Annotated in this window: 16 protein-coding genes; 2 read left to right on the forward strand and 14 right to left on the reverse strand. The window is 33.5% G+C overall.

The genetic code is table 11. The annotated features are described in order from the left end of the window. The first annotated feature begins 6 nt into the window (after window positions 1-6). Window positions 7-795: an alpha/beta hydrolase family protein gene (locus B5X62_RS00720; RefSeq protein ID WP_079665479.1), complete on the forward strand. Its 789-nt coding sequence runs from the start codon at window positions 7-9 to the stop codon at window positions 793-795. On the opposite strand, the gene B5X62_RS00725 is transcribed toward B5X62_RS00720, so the two are convergent. The 5 genes from B5X62_RS00725 to B5X62_RS00745 all read right to left on the reverse strand — a co-directional run bounded on the left by B5X62_RS00725 (window position 770) and on the right by B5X62_RS00745 (window position 7,628). Continuing rightward, window positions 770-1,570, reverse strand: a complete 801-nt coding sequence (locus B5X62_RS00725) for a patatin-like phospholipase family protein (RefSeq protein WP_079665480.1) — start codon at window positions 1,568-1,570, stop codon at window positions 770-772. The two genes, B5X62_RS00720 and B5X62_RS00725, sit on opposite strands and share 26 nt — an antisense overlap. A 35-nt stretch (window positions 1,571-1,605) precedes the next feature. After that, on the reverse strand, window positions 1,606-2,649 hold the full coding sequence (locus B5X62_RS00730; protein WP_079665481.1) for a hypothetical protein: 1,044 nt from the start codon (window positions 2,647-2,649) through the stop codon (window positions 1,606-1,608). A 6-nt stretch (window positions 2,650-2,655) separates the two neighbouring features. Next, complete coding sequence (locus B5X62_RS00735) at window positions 2,656-3,549, reverse strand: tetratricopeptide repeat protein (RefSeq protein ID WP_079665482.1); 894 nt, start codon at window positions 3,547-3,549, stop codon at window positions 2,656-2,658. 67 nt (window positions 3,550-3,616) lie between these two features. Continuing rightward, a complete protein-coding gene (lpdA, locus tag B5X62_RS00740; protein WP_079665483.1) occupies window positions 3,617-5,005 on the reverse strand; it encodes a dihydrolipoyl dehydrogenase in 1,389 nt (462 codons plus the stop codon). 142 nt (window positions 5,006-5,147) lie between these two features. Then, window positions 5,148-7,628 (reverse strand): hypothetical protein, encoded by a 2,481-nt coding sequence (locus B5X62_RS00745; protein ID WP_144038261.1) that lies wholly within the window; start codon window positions 7,626-7,628, stop codon window positions 5,148-5,150. A gap of 109 nt (window positions 7,629-7,737) precedes the next feature. Between B5X62_RS00745 and B5X62_RS00750 the strand changes: the two genes are divergently transcribed. Then, window positions 7,738-8,199, forward strand: coding sequence for an FKBP-type peptidyl-prolyl cis-trans isomerase (locus B5X62_RS00750; RefSeq protein WP_245797101.1), 462 nt, complete (start codon window positions 7,738-7,740; stop codon window positions 8,197-8,199). Between the two features lie 45 nt (window positions 8,200-8,244). Here the strand turns inward: B5X62_RS00750 and B5X62_RS00755 are convergent, their stop codons facing one another. The 9 genes from B5X62_RS00755 to thrS all read right to left on the reverse strand — a co-directional run bounded on the left by B5X62_RS00755 (window position 8,245) and on the right by thrS (window position 17,019). Further along, the gene (locus B5X62_RS00755) at window positions 8,245-8,928 is read right to left on the reverse strand and encodes a hypothetical protein (protein WP_079665484.1); all 684 of its coding nucleotides are present in this window, start codon (window positions 8,926-8,928) and stop codon (window positions 8,245-8,247) included. 118 nt (window positions 8,929-9,046) lie between these two features. After that, window positions 9,047-9,391, reverse strand: coding sequence for a 50S ribosomal protein L20 (gene rplT / locus B5X62_RS00760; RefSeq protein WP_079665485.1), 345 nt, complete (start codon window positions 9,389-9,391; stop codon window positions 9,047-9,049). Window positions 9,392-9,508: 117 nt separating this feature from the next. Further along, window positions 9,509-9,706: a 50S ribosomal protein L35 gene (gene rpmI / locus B5X62_RS00765; RefSeq protein WP_027384637.1), complete on the reverse strand. Its 198-nt coding sequence runs from the start codon at window positions 9,704-9,706 to the stop codon at window positions 9,509-9,511. A 121-nt stretch (window positions 9,707-9,827) separates the two neighbouring features. Further along, a complete protein-coding gene (locus B5X62_RS00770; protein WP_079665486.1) occupies window positions 9,828-11,756 on the reverse strand; it encodes a T9SS type A sorting domain-containing protein in 1,929 nt (642 codons plus the stop codon). A 218-nt stretch (window positions 11,757-11,974) separates the two neighbouring features. Continuing rightward, window positions 11,975-13,126 carry a thiol-activated cytolysin family protein gene (locus B5X62_RS00775; protein WP_079665487.1) on the reverse strand — a complete coding sequence of 384 codons (1,152 nt, stop codon included), beginning with the start codon at window positions 13,124-13,126 and terminating at the stop codon, window positions 11,975-11,977. 34 nt (window positions 13,127-13,160) lie between these two features. After that, window positions 13,161-13,658: a hypothetical protein gene (locus B5X62_RS00780; RefSeq protein ID WP_144038262.1), complete on the reverse strand. Its 498-nt coding sequence runs from the start codon at window positions 13,656-13,658 to the stop codon at window positions 13,161-13,163. Between the two features lie 29 nt (window positions 13,659-13,687). Next, window positions 13,688-14,005 carry a hypothetical protein gene (locus B5X62_RS00785; protein ID WP_079665489.1) on the reverse strand — a complete coding sequence of 106 codons (318 nt, stop codon included), beginning with the start codon at window positions 14,003-14,005 and terminating at the stop codon, window positions 13,688-13,690. Between the two features lie 456 nt (window positions 14,006-14,461). Next, window positions 14,462-14,992 carry a translation initiation factor IF-3 gene (gene infC, locus B5X62_RS00790; protein ID WP_079665490.1) on the reverse strand — a complete coding sequence of 177 codons (531 nt, stop codon included), beginning with the start codon at window positions 14,990-14,992 and terminating at the stop codon, window positions 14,462-14,464. A gap of 89 nt (window positions 14,993-15,081) precedes the next feature. Further along, complete coding sequence (thrS, locus tag B5X62_RS00795; protein WP_079665491.1) at window positions 15,082-17,019, reverse strand: threonine--tRNA ligase; 1,938 nt, start codon at window positions 17,017-17,019, stop codon at window positions 15,082-15,084. Window positions 17,020-17,067: the final 48 nt, after the last annotated feature.

The following is a 17,067-nucleotide window of genomic DNA, read 5'->3' on the forward strand; positions in this document are numbered from 1 at the left end:
AAAAAAATGAAAAAGCTAATCGTATTATCATTACTTGGACTTGGCGCATTGACTATTTCATGTGAAAACCATCCAAAAAATCTAGCTAGTATATCTCAAAATAATTTTAATTTTAAAAGTATCAGCTTTCCTTCAAAAGACGGGAAAATAAGAGTTTATGCAGATTATTACGATGCAAATTCTAAAAACGCACCACTTATTTTAGCTTTTCATCAAGCAGGTTCTAGTCGTGGTGTTTATCGCGATATTGCGCCAAGATTGGTAGCTTTAGGTTTTAATGTTTTGGCTGTAGATCTACGTTCTGGTTACAAATTTGGAAATGTGCTTAATGAAAGTTTTTCGGAAGCAAATTCTAAAAATCTGCCAACGCAATTCGAAAATAGTGTTCCTGATATTGAAGCGGCATACGACTATGCAAAAAAGAATCTAAATGCTAAAAAAGTCATCTATTTTGGGAGTTCCTACTCTGCTTCTTTAGGCTTTTATAGTGTTAGCAAGCATCCTCAAGATTATGCAGCTTTGGTGACTTTTTCGCCTGGAGAATATTTTAAAATAGAAAACAAAACAATTTCTGATTTTGCAAAAGACGTTAACATCCCAACTTTTGTGTCATCTGCAAAAGATGAAAAGTCGCACTGGATTGAAATTTACAACAATGTAAAATCGACTAAAAAACAAGATTTTTTACCAACAAATTGGGAAGGTTATCACGGCGAAGTTACGTTAAGTAGCAACTTTCCTGATGCCGAAGAATATTGGAAGCCTTTGACTAAGTTTTTAAAAACAGTGAAGTAAAATCTTCTTCCTGATCGTAAAAACTTTTTTTGGCACTTTCGTAACCGATGTCAAAAATCTCTTCAAGTCGAGAAGGTTTACGCTCAAAAGTGCCGTACTGTGCTAGCTTTTTTGAAGTTATAAACCAGTCGCAATACGCAAATTTGTGGATTTCTGTTCGGTGAGAAAGCAGATCATAAGCTCTTGTCGTAATAGCTCGGATCGAGTTAAGATCGCTCATTTTGACATCCTGAATTGGCGTTACATAGATACCAATCATATTTTTGCATTCGCTAAGGATAATATCTGCAGGAAAATTATTGAGAACACCACCATCGCTATACATGGCATCACCAACTATATAAGGTGTGGCGATGCCAGGAATAGACGAGGATGCAATAATCGCATCAACTACTTTTGTTTCTTTATCAAAAATCTTTTGTTCGCCGCTGATAAGGTCAGTAGCAATAATTCGGATTTCTTTTTTGAGGTCGCCAATTTTGGAATCTCCAAAAATCGGATCGAGATAATGCGTGAACAATTGTGATGATACAAAACCCGGTTTGTTAAAGGTAAAATGTTTCCAATTGAAAAAATATACCGACTTAAAAAAATCTAAAATCTCATCAGGATTTCGTCCAGCTGCATACAAACTTCCAACTATAGAACCTGCGCTACAGCACGCCAAAATATCAACATCAATTCCAATTTCGTTTAGAAACTTTATAGCTCCTGCGTGTGCAAGACCTCTTGTTCCGCCACCTGAAAGCACCAAACCCGTTTTGTATTTCGACATATTTTCTACCGCATTATTTTAATTAAAACCTAAAATTAATCCGCACTGTCATAAGCTGCCTCAGCAGTTGCACTTGCATATTCTTCTTGGTAGTAAGTTCTGTATTTTTGGTTATTTTTATCGTACAAAATTACCAATTTAGCATTTTCACTATTTAGCAAAACCCCATCAATAGGCGAAGGAGTAAGGTTGTCAGTATTCATATAAATTAATGCTTTCTTTTTGAAAGAGCTTAATCTCATCTTATCAGAATAATTTTCCGCGTAAGCCAAATATGGTTCTTTAGAATTCTGGTTAGTACAGATAATCAATAATCTTGAGCTTTGCTTCTCGTTATTGTCCAAGATAACCGCAACATCTGCTTGTCCATCACCATCGAAATCACCGTACGAAACAGTATTCTTCGCACGATCAGCATTCTGAGTTACGCTGTATGTTGTCCCATCATTGTATTTATTATCCAAAATAAGTCGCTTAACACGAGCTTCTAACTCTGAAAACTTTCCTAAAGAAAATGCTTGTTTGAAATCATCAAAATTATAATATTCAACCACATTAGATTTCAACATATAATAAGGTTGAGATACTACATTTTTAACAGGTTTTTCCATATAAACTTTGGCGAAGCTTGGGTTTTCGTATTGATTGTCAACAAAAAGTTTTTGTCCAAATTTTAGATTACCAGCAATATTTGAGGTTTGTGCATTAGGTGCATCACGAAGATTAGCATCTTTTGCAATCACGTAATTCTCAGTATATGGCTCATACTCGCCTTCTTCACCTTCGTAACCTTCTGGTGAGCCAGCCGTAGTTCTCGCAGAATCTACTTTAGCACTATCCGCAGGCATTTTGACACCAGCGTTAACAACTTCAGGTTTTTTAGAATCTTTTTTACTTACAAAAAAGTAAACTAATCCAGCAAGTAAAAGAACTGCAAGACCTCCAATAATGTAGTAAAGTTGTTTGTTCTTCTTTTGCAAATCTTCTTGTTGATTTGGCGGATTAGAAGGTGTTTGTGGTTGTACTGGTTGAGATGGTTGGTTAGTTTCGTTAGAGTTTTGTGTGTTTTGTTCTTCCATTAATTTTTATTTATAGTTTTGTGTGTCATTTAATTCGTTTAGCAAAATGTAGGCCTTATCTTTATCTTTTATCAATTTTACAAATTCTAAAAAATAATCTTTATAAGCCGAATTCTTTTTAATTGCTCTAATCATCTCATAACTAGAATGTAACGGAAAGTTAGAATCAAATTCATAACCTGTATTATTTGCTAACTCTTCGAAAAGTTCTTTTAGTAAAGCATTTTCTTTCGGTTGAGAAGTTGCTGCTTCGTCTGCTAATTTTCCCATCAAAGCAAAAAAGTAGGATCTTTTTTCTGATAAAACATTGAATGTCATTTTATCATTATCATCAAAATTTTTAAAAAAAATTTCGAAATGCTTAATGCTATTTTCGTAATCATTTTTTTTGGAATAAACTCTGGCGTACAAATCTTCCATAGAATTTGTTCTAAATTCTCCTGCATTATCCAAAATAGAAAGCGCTTCGTCAAGTCTTTCGACATTATTAGCATTGGATGCTGCATTAAAAACTGTTAATGCAGACTTCCCATAACGCAAAGCTTTGACTGAGGTTTCGTATGCCTTTTCGTTTTCGTTGAGATTGTTATAAGCCGCACTTAGATTAGACCAAATTGTTGCATCTTTCTCAGAAAACAAAGTTGCCATTGCAAAATTTTGTTTTGCCTTTGCGTAATTTCCTAATCGAAAATAGGCTAATCCTCTCCCATTAAGATAACTTGCATTATTCTCATCATCTTTTAAAAGGATATTATAATTAGTTAAAGATTTTTGATATTCGCCGTCGTCAAATTGTTGTCGCGCCAAGTTTTCACGATCATCTTTTGACATTTTTTCTTGAGCAGACACATTCTGAATACAGAATAAGCCAATTGCTGAAATCAATAGAATTTTTTTCATCAGTACTAAAATAAAAAAATGCTGCATCTTATACAAGATACAGCATCAATATTTCTAAATCTTAAGATTAAATATGAATAACCTCGCCGTAAGCAGCAGCTACAGCTTCCATTACCGCTTCCGATAATGTTGGGTGTGGGTGGATAGATTTAAGAACCTCATGACCTGTCGTCTCAAGATTACGAGCAACAACTGCCTCAGCAATCATTTCTGTAACACCTGTACCAATCATGTGGCAACCTAACCATTCGCCATATTTAGCATCAAAAATTACTTTTACAAATCCGTCTGTATCGCCATTAGCAGTCGCTTTTCCACTTGCTGAGAACGGGAATTTACCAACCTTAAGTTCGTAACCTTTTTCTTTAGCTTGTTTTTCTGTCAAACCAACAGAAGCAATTTCTGGTAAACAATATGTACATCCAGGGATGTTGCCATAGTTGATTTTCTCAACGTGAAGACCTTTAATTTTTTCAACACAAGTAATACCTTCCGCAGAAGCAACGTGCGCCAAAGCCTGAGTTGGGATAATATCACCAATTGCGTAATATCCAGGCACTGAAGTTTGGTACCATTCGTTAACCAAAACTCTACCTTTATCTGTTTGGATACCAACTTCTTCTAGACCGATATTCTCGATGTTTGCAGCAATACCAACAGCAGAAAGAAGAACGTCAGCTTCTAATGTAATATTTCCGTTTGCCGTTTTTACGTTAGCTTTAACACCAGCGCCAGAAGTATCAACAGATTCAACAGAAGCGTTTGTCATCACTTCGATACCAGCTTTCTTCAAAGATTTTTCTAAATGTTTAGAAACTTCTTCGTCTTCAACAGGAACGATGTTTGGCATAAATTCTACAACCGTAACTTTAGTACCCATTGTTGCATAGAAGTAAGCGAACTCTACTCCAATAGCACCAGATCCAACAACAATCATAGATTTTGGTTGTTCTGGAAGCGCCAAAGCTTGTCTGTAACCGATCACTTTAACGCCATCTTGTGGAAGATTAGGAAGTTCTCTAGATCTTGCACCAGTCGCTAGGATAATGTTATCAGCGCTATATTCTGTAACTTTTCCGTCTTTATCTGTAACGTCGATTTTGCGATCTTTCTTCACTTTAGCAGCGCCCATGATCACATCGATTTTATTTTTACGCATCAAGAACTCGATACCTTTGCTCATTTTTTCAGCAACACCACGACTTCTTTTTACTACGTTCGGGAATTCGAAAGTAGCATCAACTTTATTAAGTCCGTACTCTTCTGCATGGTTGATATATTTGAAAACTTGTGCAGATTTCAACAATGCTTTTGTTGGGATACATCCCCAGTTAAGGCAGATACCTCCAAGATTTTCTTTCTCAACAATTGCTGTTTTGAAACCTAATTGTGCAGCTCTAATCGCTGTAACATATCCTCCAGGTCCACTACCGATGACAATAATATCGTATTTCATTAGATCTAAAAATTTTTATCAAAAATAAGGATTTTTTTCTTTTTGTGTTCAAATTAATTTTAATGTACTTTTTTTATTAATTTTTCACTGATATCATAATTTAATAAAACTCAACAAAAGTCTTTATTAAAAGCACTTTAGCTTAAAAACCTAAAAATTTAAGCTTTAACTGAATTGCAAAATTTTCACTGAATTTGTTGGTTGAATAATGTCCAACTCTGTAAAATAAACCTAAATTAAATCCTGTACTCAAAAAATTATTATACTCCAATCCAACTTCTTGGTATAAATGATCTAGTTTATTATAATTAAATTGATGCTGTCCCATATTCTTCATATCGCCGATCGTCCCTTTGTACACCAAATCAAAACTCGACGTATTTCTTCCAAAGCTTTTAAAATACCAAGGAATACGATGTGTAAAGTAATATCCCATGAATTTATCATTAAAATATTTGCCCGCTTCCATCGTTGCAAACCCCAAATAAGTTGTCAAATTGAAATGCGAGAAAAAGCTATCGTTGTTAGAAGAATCCAAACCTCCCATTTGGAAATGATGCCAAATCGGAGCATCGCCCGTCATCAATCCGCCGTATAATCTAACGCCAGTTCGACCCAATTTAGTAGAGAATTGATGCGTCAACAGGACATCCACACGAGAATAGTTAAATTCGCCGCCCAAAGTTTTCATACCTTGTTCAAAATTAAAATATATCTCAGGGAACTTTTGATCATAAGTCAACTTACCCGACGGCGTCATGATATTTTGAGAATTTGGTGAATATTTTAAAGTTAACATCGTTGAAAAATTCTTGAACAAACGATTTTCATTATTGTAGAAATAATCAAATTTCGCTTCTTCATTTTGACGTTTTGCAGAAAGTCGCATCGTCAACGCATTATTAAGATCGACTTCGTAACTAAGTTTTCCACCTTGGAAACGATAGAATTTATCATTTTGTAAATCCACGCCAGAATTCATAAACTGCATTTTAAAACTCCAAAGATTCTGACTAAAACGCCCCGAAGATTCTACATCATCATAATATTCTGCACGGAAAAATGAATTGTAATCCAATGTCGTTTTAACATCGACACCAACACCATATTTAAATTTTGAATCTTTGAAACCATAAGCAACATAAGCATCTGGCGAAATGTATTTGTTAAAATTTTCGTTTAACTTACCGCGAATAGCCAGTCTAATACCTTCGTAACGGTTATAATTGCTACCAAAAGGATCGACATCGACCATCCCAAGACGAATTCTGCCACGCATAAGGTTACTAACAAGACTTGCTTTTTTGTCAACATTGTACTTTTGTCCAAGACTGTCAACTTTAACATAAGTCAGCTTTTCACGCATTGTTAAACTATCTGTACGATACTTATCAAGAAGACTTCCATCTGTATTTTTCACCGTCATTGTATAACCTTTGAAATCTTTAGCTGTGAAATCTACAGGCGTTTCGAAATCGAAATAATCAACTTTCATATAGACATAATTTCCGAAACGTGTCATCAGCTTTCGTCTTTCTGCACGCTTTTCTTCCGCCGTCATGTCGTCTTTAATGTCAGGCTTTTTATCCGTATTATCGAATGACTGACTTCCCGCTCTTAACTTTAGATTTTCCTTTTGTAGAAACCATTTGTTATTAATAGGAGTCCAAACAGACGTTACGCTGCCATCGTTTCTATTTTTACTATTACTTTCGATTTTTTTGACCGCAAAACTTTGTTGATCAATATAGAGATAACCATTGTATTTTCGGCGGTTAGGTTGCGTTTTGGTGCCAACTTCTCGGAAGCGAATCACGTAATTCTCACGTCCATCAATTTCGATTGAATCCGTCAAATAATATCTGTAAAGATTTCGATTTTCAGGAAGAATTTCTTTTGGGATTTTATTTCGGTTAGATCGCATGACTAAAAGCTGATAAATAGGCTCTTTAAGTCCAGAAATACGATTGTCCAAAACATTGATTTTCTCCCCGAATTTTTCAGAATATAAGTATTGATTAGCTCGTTCCCAAAGGAAAAGTTTGCTGTCAATCATCACATTTTCAAAATCTTTATCCATTAAAGAATCCTTCTTTTCCTTTTTGGTTTGTTTCAATTCTTTAACAGGAAGGGCGTTCAACGAATCTTTTCGTTTAGCCATATAATTTTGGTAGATTTTAACGGAATCTTCATCAAAATCAAAAGACATTTTTTCGTAAGATTTAAACTCGTAGGATTCTAAACTCTTCGGTGAATTATTTTTAAAATTGCTATTGACTTTATCCAAAATTGCAAGTGCTCTAGCATCGCTTTTATCGTTAACAACAACACCCTCTATCTTGTTGACATTAGATTCTTCTTTCTCTAGTGAGACTTCCATAATTTTGTCAACAACCACATCAGCATCTTCGTAATCTTGATGTTTAACAGTGACTTTATCACATTTAGTTTTAAAATTTAAACTTCCGTGTATATCAGTAATTCCCAACAATTTGTTATTACAATAGACCGAAGCTTGTGCTAACGGAGCGGTTTTGCCAGCGGTAGTCACCTTAATTGTCGATTGCGAAAATGCGAATACTGCAAAGCAAATAAGGAATAAAGCGTATATTTTTTTAATCATATTCTTGCGTTAAGCTGTTGCGAAAATAAATATATATATCGAAATCTACACTACTTCTTTAGTTAATGAAGTTATAAAGTCAAGTTTTTAACAATGTTCAAAATTCTAAATGCTTAAATTTGTAAAAATTTATAAAATGGGAATTGCTGATTTATTATCAAAAAAGAAAAAAGCTTTAGCAGAAAAAAACCTAAAAGAAGGTAAAGCTTTCCAAGAAGAATTCGGGAAAGAAGAAGGTGTTATCACTTTAGAAAGTGGCTTGCAATACCAAATTATGACCGAATCTGAAGGTAGAAGTCCTGAAGCTCGCGATACGGTTATTTGCCATTATCATGGCACAACAATAACTGGCGAAGTATTTGACAGTTCTGTACAAAGAAATAAACCTGCAAGTTTTCCGCTTAACCGCGTGATTTCTGGTTGGACAGAAGGTCTACAATTAATGTCGACTGGTAGCAAATGGAAATTCGTTATTCCACCGCATTTAGCTTACGGCGATCAACAAATTTCAAAAGAAATTGGACCAAACTCAACCTTAATTTTCGAAGTTGAATTAATTGGGATTAAATAAATTAATCTTCATACAAATAAAAAAGCCTGCAGTTGCAGGCTTTTTCTATTTAAGCGAGTAAGAAACAAGTCTATCTTCAAAATTGTAAGTTCCGGATTCCGAATGACAATAAGTATTAACTAATCCGATCCCGAATGCATAATTGTTTTTCACAATTTTGTCAGGATCAGCCGTTGTCGAGCCATCTTTATAGTATCTACCATTGTACGGATTAACTTCATAAGATTTGCCATCGACTACCACATTCTCTTTAGGCGCTAGCTTGTAGACCATTTTACTGTTTGGAGGAAAAGGCAATTCAACTTGAAAATTTGCATCAGTATTTGGATGTTTTACACTCTCAAAAGCCTCACCATATTTACCGTTATCAAAGTAGTAACTGTTCAAAGATACCAAATAACCTTTATCATTAATTCTTTGATAACTAAAAGATGTACGATGAGAATTCTGCTTAAGATTCCATGATGTCTGTTTCACTTTTGCATACTTGTAACCGCCAGCTTCTACAAGACTTTCAACTTTAATAGTATCAATATTGTTAGTGTATTTAAAATCGGAGGTGTAATCGAATCTTTCATAATTCTTATACACCCAAAAACTTCCAGGATTAAGGTTAAATTTAGCTTCGACAATAGGATCTGTTACAACCAATTCGTCATCTGACTTGTTAGAGCAAGATGTTAGCGCAATTGCAGATATTGCAAAAACTGCAAGTTTAATGATTCTCATATAGTTTAATTTTTCTAAAATAACGCTAGTATTTACAAAATAGTATTCTGTTTTATAAAAATAATAAAAAAAACCTGAACAAAGGTTCAGGTTTTATATTGATAACAAAAATGATTAATTATTTTACTTGATCTACAACAGCTTTGAAAGCTTCTGGATAATTCATTGCTAAGTCAGCAAGAACTTTTCTGTTAAGCTCGATGTTGTTTTTCTTAAGAGCTCCCATAAACTGAGAGTAAGACATCCCGTGCTCTCTAGCACCCGCGTTGATACGAGTAATCCAAAGTGCTCTGAAGTTTCTTTTCTTCTCTTTTCTACCGCGGTAAGCATATTGCATTGCTTTTTCCACGGCGTTTTTAGCTACAGTCCAAACATTTTTTCTTCTACCGAAAAAACCTTTAGCCTGCTTCATTACTTTTTTTCTGCGCGCTCTAGACGCTACAGCGTTAACTGATCTTGGCATAATGTAAATTGTTTTTTTGAAAAGGGCGGCAATGTTATTGCTCTTATGTGCACCGTTTCAGGGTTAAATTTTTTGAATTTGTTGAATTCTTAAAAACCGAATATTGGTTAATAAAAACTACTTAATAGCTAATTGACGTAAAACACTCTTAGTGTCCACAGCTGCAACGTAAGAAGTTTGCGTAAGATTTCTCTTTTGCTTAGTTTCTTTCTTTGTTAAGATGTGGCTTTTGAAAGCATTTTTTCTTTTGATCTTACCAGTACCAGTAAGAGCAAAACGCTTTTTAGCACCTGATTTAGTTTTTAATTTTGGCATTGTTCTGCTTTTTATATTTTGTTATCAATATCATTTCAAGTTTGCAAATATACAAAAAACATATGAGTTATAAAGGATAGTGGGAGAAGTTTTTTGTAAAGAATAATACAAAATTACACTCCTATTTTTTCAAGATTTTTTCCCTTCTATAGAATCCGTCTTCGCTCCATTTTATAATATACAAACCTGACGGCAACATCGAAAGATTGACTTTATTATCATAAGATTCTACTTTTGTTTTCTGCCCCGAAACCGAAATAATTTCTACATCTTCAATATTTTTATTTGTTCTAAAAGTGAGGAAATCTTGTACAGGATTAGGGTAAACTAAAGTTTTTTCAAGTTGGGCATCATTTAAAGACAATTTTCTTAGGCAAGGTTCCGAGGAAGTAACTACACTATATCCACTTGGAGTATTACTTTCAATAATTATTTTCCCCGAATTCACCAGGCTATTAAACTGCTCTACATCATCTACTATAAATTTAGAAATTTTACTTTCTGAAAAGGTAAATTGCTCAATACTATTTGATATACTTTGTACGTTCCGCAGATCGACTTCAGTAATATTACTTTTTGCAACATCCATCCAAGCTAGCTTTGGATTTTGACAAAGATTTAATTTTCCTTCAAGATTTCCTGTGGTATTATAAGCATCAAAAGAAAGCATTTCCAAATCAGGATTGTTCATGAAGCGATTAGTAATATCACCCGCTAAGGTATGCATTGACCAAAACTGTTGTAGATTAGGCCAATTTGTAAAATATCCTTCCGGAAGTAGAAGTTTTGTATTATTTACGGATCCGGAAATACCAAAATCTACTACTTTCAAAGTATGTATATTACCTAAAGAAACAGGTAATGCAGTAACATTTCCATCATTATATACCTGTAAACGTTCAAGTTTTTGTAAATTTCCGACGTTTTCCGAAACATTCTGATTGGTATGAAGTAAAAGTAGTTTTAAATTTGGAATCGTATATATCACTTCGGAAATTGGAGCTTTGGAAGAGTAGACATATAGTTCCTTTAAATTTGTTAATTGTGATATTTCATTAGGAAAATAAATAGGATAAGGCATAGTAGTACTTACAGACAATACTTTTAATTGTTGAAGTTGTGCAATAGAACTACTTATTATATTATTAGTAGTTGAAGATTTTAGATAAAGCTTTTCTAAATTAACTAAACTTCCAATAACGGATCGATTAAGATTAAGACCCTCAACCGACAATGTTTTAAGCTTATTAGAATAGTTACCAATATTATCAGACAAAGAATATGAATTTGAAGTAAGATATAAAGATTCTAAGTTCGGAATATTATAAAACCCATCCGGCAAACTTCCGAATTTTCCGTTCAACGTTAGTGATTTTAGTTGATTCAAATTACTAATTGCATTTGCAGATTCCTGAACGTAATAAATATTATTTTTAATTGTAAGATTTTCTAGTAATGAAAGTTGAAAAATTTCAGGAGTATAGGTATCATCCAATATATTATCATAGTACAAAATTTTCAATTTTGCTAAAGCGGAAATTGAACTAGGAATTTTAAAATTCGCATCTTGAAACTTTATTATCAATTTTTCCAAGTTCGTTAATTGCGAAATTTTATCCACATTTAATAGTTTATCCTTTGGATTATGATCATCAAAAGTCGTCGATAGATTAAAAGTTTTAAGCCGGCTCAACTCAATTAAATGATTAAAATCAAAATTGAAAGTAATATTAGATGAGGAAGGAAAGTTATACCTAATGCTTGCATCCTCCAAGTACAAAAGATTATGAATTTGGTTAGAGAAATTAATATCGTAATTACTCCCATTTGCATTAATTGGTAAAAACAAACCTGTAACGTGGTCATTACCATTAATTTTATTAATTGTTATACCTGCCCACTGTTCAATAGGAGTTTGTTCATTCCAATTATAACTATAGTGGATGCTTTCCGCAATCGCATATAAAGCTTGTTTTTCCGATTGCGGAACTTCCGCAAAAGAAAAAATCCAAGATAATATCAAAACTAAAGAGAGTAATTTTTTTTTCATAATTGTGTTCAGTTTAATTGCTTTCAAATGTATAAAAATCCTAACAATAAAAAAGAGATTTTCAAAAGGTAAATTCTACTATTAAAATCTTAAGATTTTATCCTTATTAAACAAAAAAATAATTTTTTAGATGATGTAGTGTACTTAATATTTATTATAAAATAAGGCTAGATTATTAAAATCCAGCCTTACAATTTAGCTCAAAAATATATAAGAAATTATCTGTATTCTCTTTTTACATCTTTATATTGGTTAACAATTTCTACTTGAGTATTATCTTTAATACGTCTTACTGTGTAAGAAATTGGTGCCGAAGAAGAAATTAAAGAGTTAGCAGAGTTTTCCAATTTTAGATAATTCATAAAACTATCGTAATCCGTAATAATGGTATTGGCACTACCTCCAAGAATCGACACTTTAATCTTATTAGATGTGAAAAGATTTTTAAATTCTGTATTATAAGAAGTGTTTGCACTACCTCCAATTTTTCCAATTCCAAATTCTATGGAAGCTTTTACCATCTTGGTCACTTCGTCACTTTGCTTTTCTGTTTCTATTAGGATATAAGCCATACGACCATAATCAACACTACTTATGTATAACGGCTCATATTTACCAACTTGACTCGCTTGGATATCGCCGTCAATCCAATCTGCCTGATATTTTGGATCGATACCAGCAGAATAGACATTTTGCGAAAGCTTTACCATTACAAATTTCTTATTGTTAACGGTTGTTTGGCTATTGGTATAATCAAATGAGGCAGAAACAATTTTAGCAAAATTCGCCTTTGCGTGTACCTCTGTTGCTTTTGTAAAACTTTCTTCGTTGTTAATCTCTGTACTTTCGAATGTATAATTTGCTGGTACATATTCTAATGGAAAATAACTTGCATTTCCGATTCTTAAATCTGATAGTGCTTGGAAGATTGTACTACCTTTTGGCATTACAGATTTTACCGCAACATTACTTGATCCCTTGATTGTTAAAAAAAGATCAACTGGTTTGAAGGGATTACTAAGTACTAATGGATCATAACCACCAGTCATAAAACTTTCTCCCTGAAGGATACTTCCTGGATAAAGCATGGTAGTCTCAATTGGAGATTCACGGATCAAAGCTGGCTTCATAACAGCATCTGATTTCTCTGTGGTAACGAGGTATTCTTTCTTTGGCACACCATTTATGACTGCTGTATTCCCTGTAAGCTCAGCAGAAATTTCATTATCTGGTTTTGTCGAAAACTTTACCGATTGTACATTATTTAAGTTTCCATTGCTACCACCAGCATCGTCGCGATTACAAGAAATTAGTCCTATTGCAATAACCGCCACCGAAATTGGCATTCTAAAAAAATTCGCATTCATCATTTTTCTACTTTATTTTTATATGTTTATTAATATTCTACCAATTATTTTTACCTTCATCGCCCCACGCATCTTGTTGCCCTTGATACACTACAGGAATGTTATTATATTCCACAGTAACCATTTGATTATTTATTTGTTTCTTAAAAGTTAGTTTGTCAATTTGGTCTGGTTTAACAGATGCACTGCTACCTCCTTTATAATGTTGTACATCATAAAAGTCAAGACTTTGTTTTTGTTTAAGTCCTTGAAAAGCATTCTCTACGAAACTAAACTTAGCAGAAAAAGGAACATTATTTAGGTAATTATCATTCTCTTGATTCCCAGTATCAATGTATAATTTATTATAATAATTCCATTCAGAATGATGAAATGTACCATCATCTCTTGTCTTTCTTGTGTAACTATAAGCATTAATTTTAACAGCATTGAACAATATTTCACCATCATTGGTTCCAACAACATCAATCGTATTATCTTTAATACTTTTTATAGAAAACTTATTTTGAAAGTTACCAGGTCTCTTGATATACATTTTGAATTCGCCCTCCTGTTTTGGAGTTGTTATCTCAGAATATTTTGTTTTTTCAAAATACAATTCGAAATCATCATTAATTCTTTGGTGCTTGGCTGCATCTGAGGTCTGTGGTGTGATGTAATAATAGGGCGCTGTAAAATTAGAAGCAATCTTATACTTAATAAGGTATCGCCAACTTGTACATTGGTCAAATCCGAAGCTGTTGAACTGCCAACAAAATCAATTTTGATGCTGAGATCATTTTTTTGATTGTTAGGAGATGTAGAGTCATCATTATTGTTACTACTACACGACATTGTTAAAAGCAACAATGTTGCTGAAACAAAAATATTTTTTCTATTCATTATTTATTTTTAGCAAAAAAATAAATCCAAAAAGTGTTCTATTTAAGAAAATAACTTCTAAATAAAGCACTAAACAAGAATGTTATTCTCTCAATTAAAACAAATAACGAATACTTTTACTTTTTATTATTCAACACATATTAAAATTCAATAACAGAGACTGATAACATAAAAATAAACTACTGCAAATCAATAAACAAGAAAAAAAATCTATAAAAAATAATTTATGATGATAAGTATTATACAAAGATCCGATCTATTTTGCTTTATAAATAATCCGTGTAATTATATAATACCTAGTTTTATCATATAAATAAAACATGATTAAAACAAAAAATCCAACTATACAGTTGGATTTATAATATATTTATAACTTACTAAACTAAAAATTGCTTAGCTATTATATTAATTGAAATCGATACATGATAAATCGATTTCAGAACTTTTGACAGAAAATTACTTAGCTGGCTTTTTAGGGCTCATCATCATAATCATTCTTTTACCTTCTAACTTAGGTAATTGATCTACTTTACCAACGTGCTCTAATTCTTGAGCCAATTTTAAAAGTAAAATCTCACCTTGGTCTTTAAAAATAATTGAACGTCCTTTGAAGAACACATAAGTTTTCAATTTAGAACCTTCTTCTAAGAATTTTTCAGCGTGTTTTTTCTTGAATTCGTAATCGTGCTCATCGGTTTGAGGACCAAAACGAATTTCTTTAACAACAACTTTAACTTGCTTAGCTTTAAGTTCTTTTTGTTTTTTCTTTTGTTCGTAAAGGAATTTTTTATACTCCAGAACTCTTGCAATATAAGGTTCTGACTTGTCTGAGATTACAACAAGATCTAATTCTTGATCGTCTGCAATCTGTTGGGCTTTAGCTAAAGGATATACGCCGGGCTCCACATTATCGCCAACTAGACGAACTTCTTTTGCTCGGATTTTACCATTAATCTGATGCAAGTCCTCCTGTACTGGACGACGCATCGGGCCTCTACTGTTGTTTCTTCTTAGTGCTATTGTCTTAAAATTTTATGTTAATATTATTTATTTTTTAATCTTTTGAATTTTTAAAATTAATCAAAAGACTTAATACCTTTTTGGCTTTCAGTTTTAAAATAACTGATAAAATCATCAATCTTCATTTCGCCAAGGTCGCCCTCGCCTCTTCTTCTCACCGAAACTGTGTTATTTCCAGCTTCGTTTTCACCAACGACAAGCATGAAAGGAATCTTGTTTAATTCGGCATCACGAATCTTTTTACCAGTCTTTTCGTTTCTTTCGTCAATTAGACCGCTAATATCGTGATTTTCTAACAATTGTGAAACTTTTTTAGCATAGTCTACATATTTTTCACTAATTGGAAGAATGATGAATTGATCTGGCGCCAACCACAATGGGAAATCTCCAGCCGTATTCTCCAACAAAATTGCGATAAAACGTTCCATAGAACCAAATGGCGCTCTGTGGATCATCACAGGTCTGTGTTTTTCGTTATCGCTACCTGTATACCAAAGATCGAATCTTTCTGGAAGGTTATAATCTACTTGAATTGTACCTAACTGCCAGCTTCTACCCAAAGCATCTTTCACCATAAAATCAAGCTTCGGACCATAGAAAGCCGCTTCACCATATTCAGTTACAGTTTTAAGACCTTTAGCTTTAGCTGCATTGATAATGGCGCTTTCAGCTTTGTCCCAATTCTCATCACTACCGATATATTTTTGCTTGTTCTCTGGATCTCTTAATGAAATCTGAGCTGTAAAATCTTCAAATCCTAAAGAACCGAAAACATACAATACTAAATCGATTACTTTCTCGAATTCCTCATTCAATTGGTCGGGCATACAGAACAAATGCGCATCATCTTGAGTAAATCCACGAACCCTCGTCAAGCCATGAAGCTCACCAGATTGCTCGTAACGATATACCGTACCAAACTCTGCGTAACGCTTCGGAAGATCTCTATAAGACCATTGTTGCGCTTTGTAAATCTCACAATGGTGAGGGCAGTTCATTGGTTTTAATAAAAACTCTTCACCTTCGTTTGGTGTTTTGATTGGTTGGAAACTGTCTGCACCATACTTTTCGTAATGTCCAGAAGTTACATATAAATCTTTGTGTCCAATATGTGGCGAAATTACAAATTCGTAACCTTGTTTTTTCTGTGCAACTGATAAGAAATGTTCTAATTTCTTCCTAAGCATCGCTCCTTTTGGTAACCAAAGTGGAAGACCTGCTCCAACTTTTTCTGAGAATGTAAAAATCCCCATTTCTTTACCCAATTTTCTGTGGTCACGACGTTTTGCTTCTTCTAATCTTTCTAGATATTCTGTAAGCTCTTTTTGCTTCGGAAACGAAATCCCATAGACTCTTGTCAACTGCTTGTTCTTCTCATCACCTCTCCAGTATGCACCAGCAGCATTAAGAATTTTTACAGCTTTTACAATTCCTGTTGACGGAATGTGTCCACCACGACAAAGGTCTGTAAAGTTATCATGCGTCACAAAAGTGATTTCGCCATCTTGTAAGTTTTCAATCAACTCAGTTTTGAAAGGATTGTCCGCATATTCTTTAAGCGCATCTGCTTTTGAAACTTCTCTTAAATTAAAAGTCGAATTCTTTTTAGCGTTTTCTAAAATCTTTTTTTCAAGTCTTTCGAAATCTTTTTCAGAAAGTGGATGATCACCGAAATCTACGTCATAATAGAATCCGTTAGCAATCGCAGGACCAATTGTCAGCTTTGCATCTGGATAATATTCCATAATCGCTTGTGCCAAAAGGTGCGCTGATGAATGCCAAAAAGCTTTCTTTCCCATATCATCATTCCACGTCAACAATTGCACGGTAGAATCCTCGGTTATAGGCGTGTCGACTTCTGTCTGTTTGCCATTAACGACCGCAGAGATGGTATTTCTAGCTAACCCATCACTGATACTTTGTGCAACTTGAAGTGGAGATACTGCTCCTTCAAATTCTCTGATGCTGCCATCAGGAAGCGTAATTTTAAGCATAATGATATAAAAAATTAAAGTACAAATTTAGTGTTTTTTTCAGTTATT

It is taken from the genome of Soonwooa buanensis (genome assembly GCF_900167905.1).
Taxonomy (GTDB): Bacteria; Bacteroidota; Bacteroidia; order Flavobacteriales; family Weeksellaceae; genus Soonwooa; species Soonwooa buanensis.

Coding starts and splice junctions, on each gene's coding strand:
- B5X62_RS00720 (WP_079665479.1), top strand. CDS start 7: ATGAAAAAGCTAATCGTATTATCATTACTTGGACTTGGCGCATTGACT.
- B5X62_RS00725 (WP_079665480.1), bottom strand. CDS start 1,570: ATGTCGAAATACAAAACGGGTTTGGTGCTTTCAGGTGGCGGAACAAGA.
- B5X62_RS00730 (WP_079665481.1), bottom strand. CDS start 2,649: ATGGAAGAACAAAACACACAAAACTCTAACGAAACTAACCAACCATCT.
- B5X62_RS00735 (WP_079665482.1), bottom strand. CDS start 3,549: ATGAAAAAAATTCTATTGATTTCAGCAATTGGCTTATTCTGTATTCAG.
- lpdA (WP_079665483.1), bottom strand. CDS start 5,005: ATGAAATACGATATTATTGTCATCGGTAGTGGACCTGGAGGATATGTT.
- B5X62_RS00745 (WP_144038261.1), bottom strand. CDS start 7,628: ATGATTAAAAAAATATACGCTTTATTCCTTATTTGCTTTGCAGTATTC.
- B5X62_RS00750 (WP_245797101.1), top strand. CDS start 7,738: ATGCTTAAATTTGTAAAAATTTATAAAATGGGAATTGCTGATTTATTA.
- B5X62_RS00755 (WP_079665484.1), bottom strand. CDS start 8,928: ATGAGAATCATTAAACTTGCAGTTTTTGCAATATCTGCAATTGCGCTA.
- rplT (WP_079665485.1), bottom strand. CDS start 9,391: ATGCCAAGATCAGTTAACGCTGTAGCGTCTAGAGCGCGCAGAAAAAAA.
- rpmI (WP_027384637.1), bottom strand. CDS start 9,706: ATGCCAAAATTAAAAACTAAATCAGGTGCTAAAAAGCGTTTTGCTCTT.
- B5X62_RS00770 (WP_079665486.1), bottom strand. CDS start 11,756: ATGAAAAAAAAATTACTCTCTTTAGTTTTGATATTATCTTGGATTTTT.
- B5X62_RS00775 (WP_079665487.1), bottom strand. CDS start 13,126: ATGATGAATGCGAATTTTTTTAGAATGCCAATTTCGGTGGCGGTTATT.
- B5X62_RS00780 (WP_144038262.1), bottom strand. CDS start 13,658: ATGTATATCAAGAGACCTGGTAACTTTCAAAATAAGTTTTCTATAAAA.
- B5X62_RS00785 (WP_079665489.1), bottom strand. CDS start 14,005: ATGAATAGAAAAAATATTTTTGTTTCAGCAACATTGTTGCTTTTAACA.
- infC (WP_079665490.1), bottom strand. CDS start 14,992: ATGCGTCGTCCAGTACAGGAGGACTTGCATCAGATTAATGGTAAAATC.
- thrS (WP_079665491.1), bottom strand. CDS start 17,019: ATGCTTAAAATTACGCTTCCTGATGGCAGCATCAGAGAATTTGAAGGA.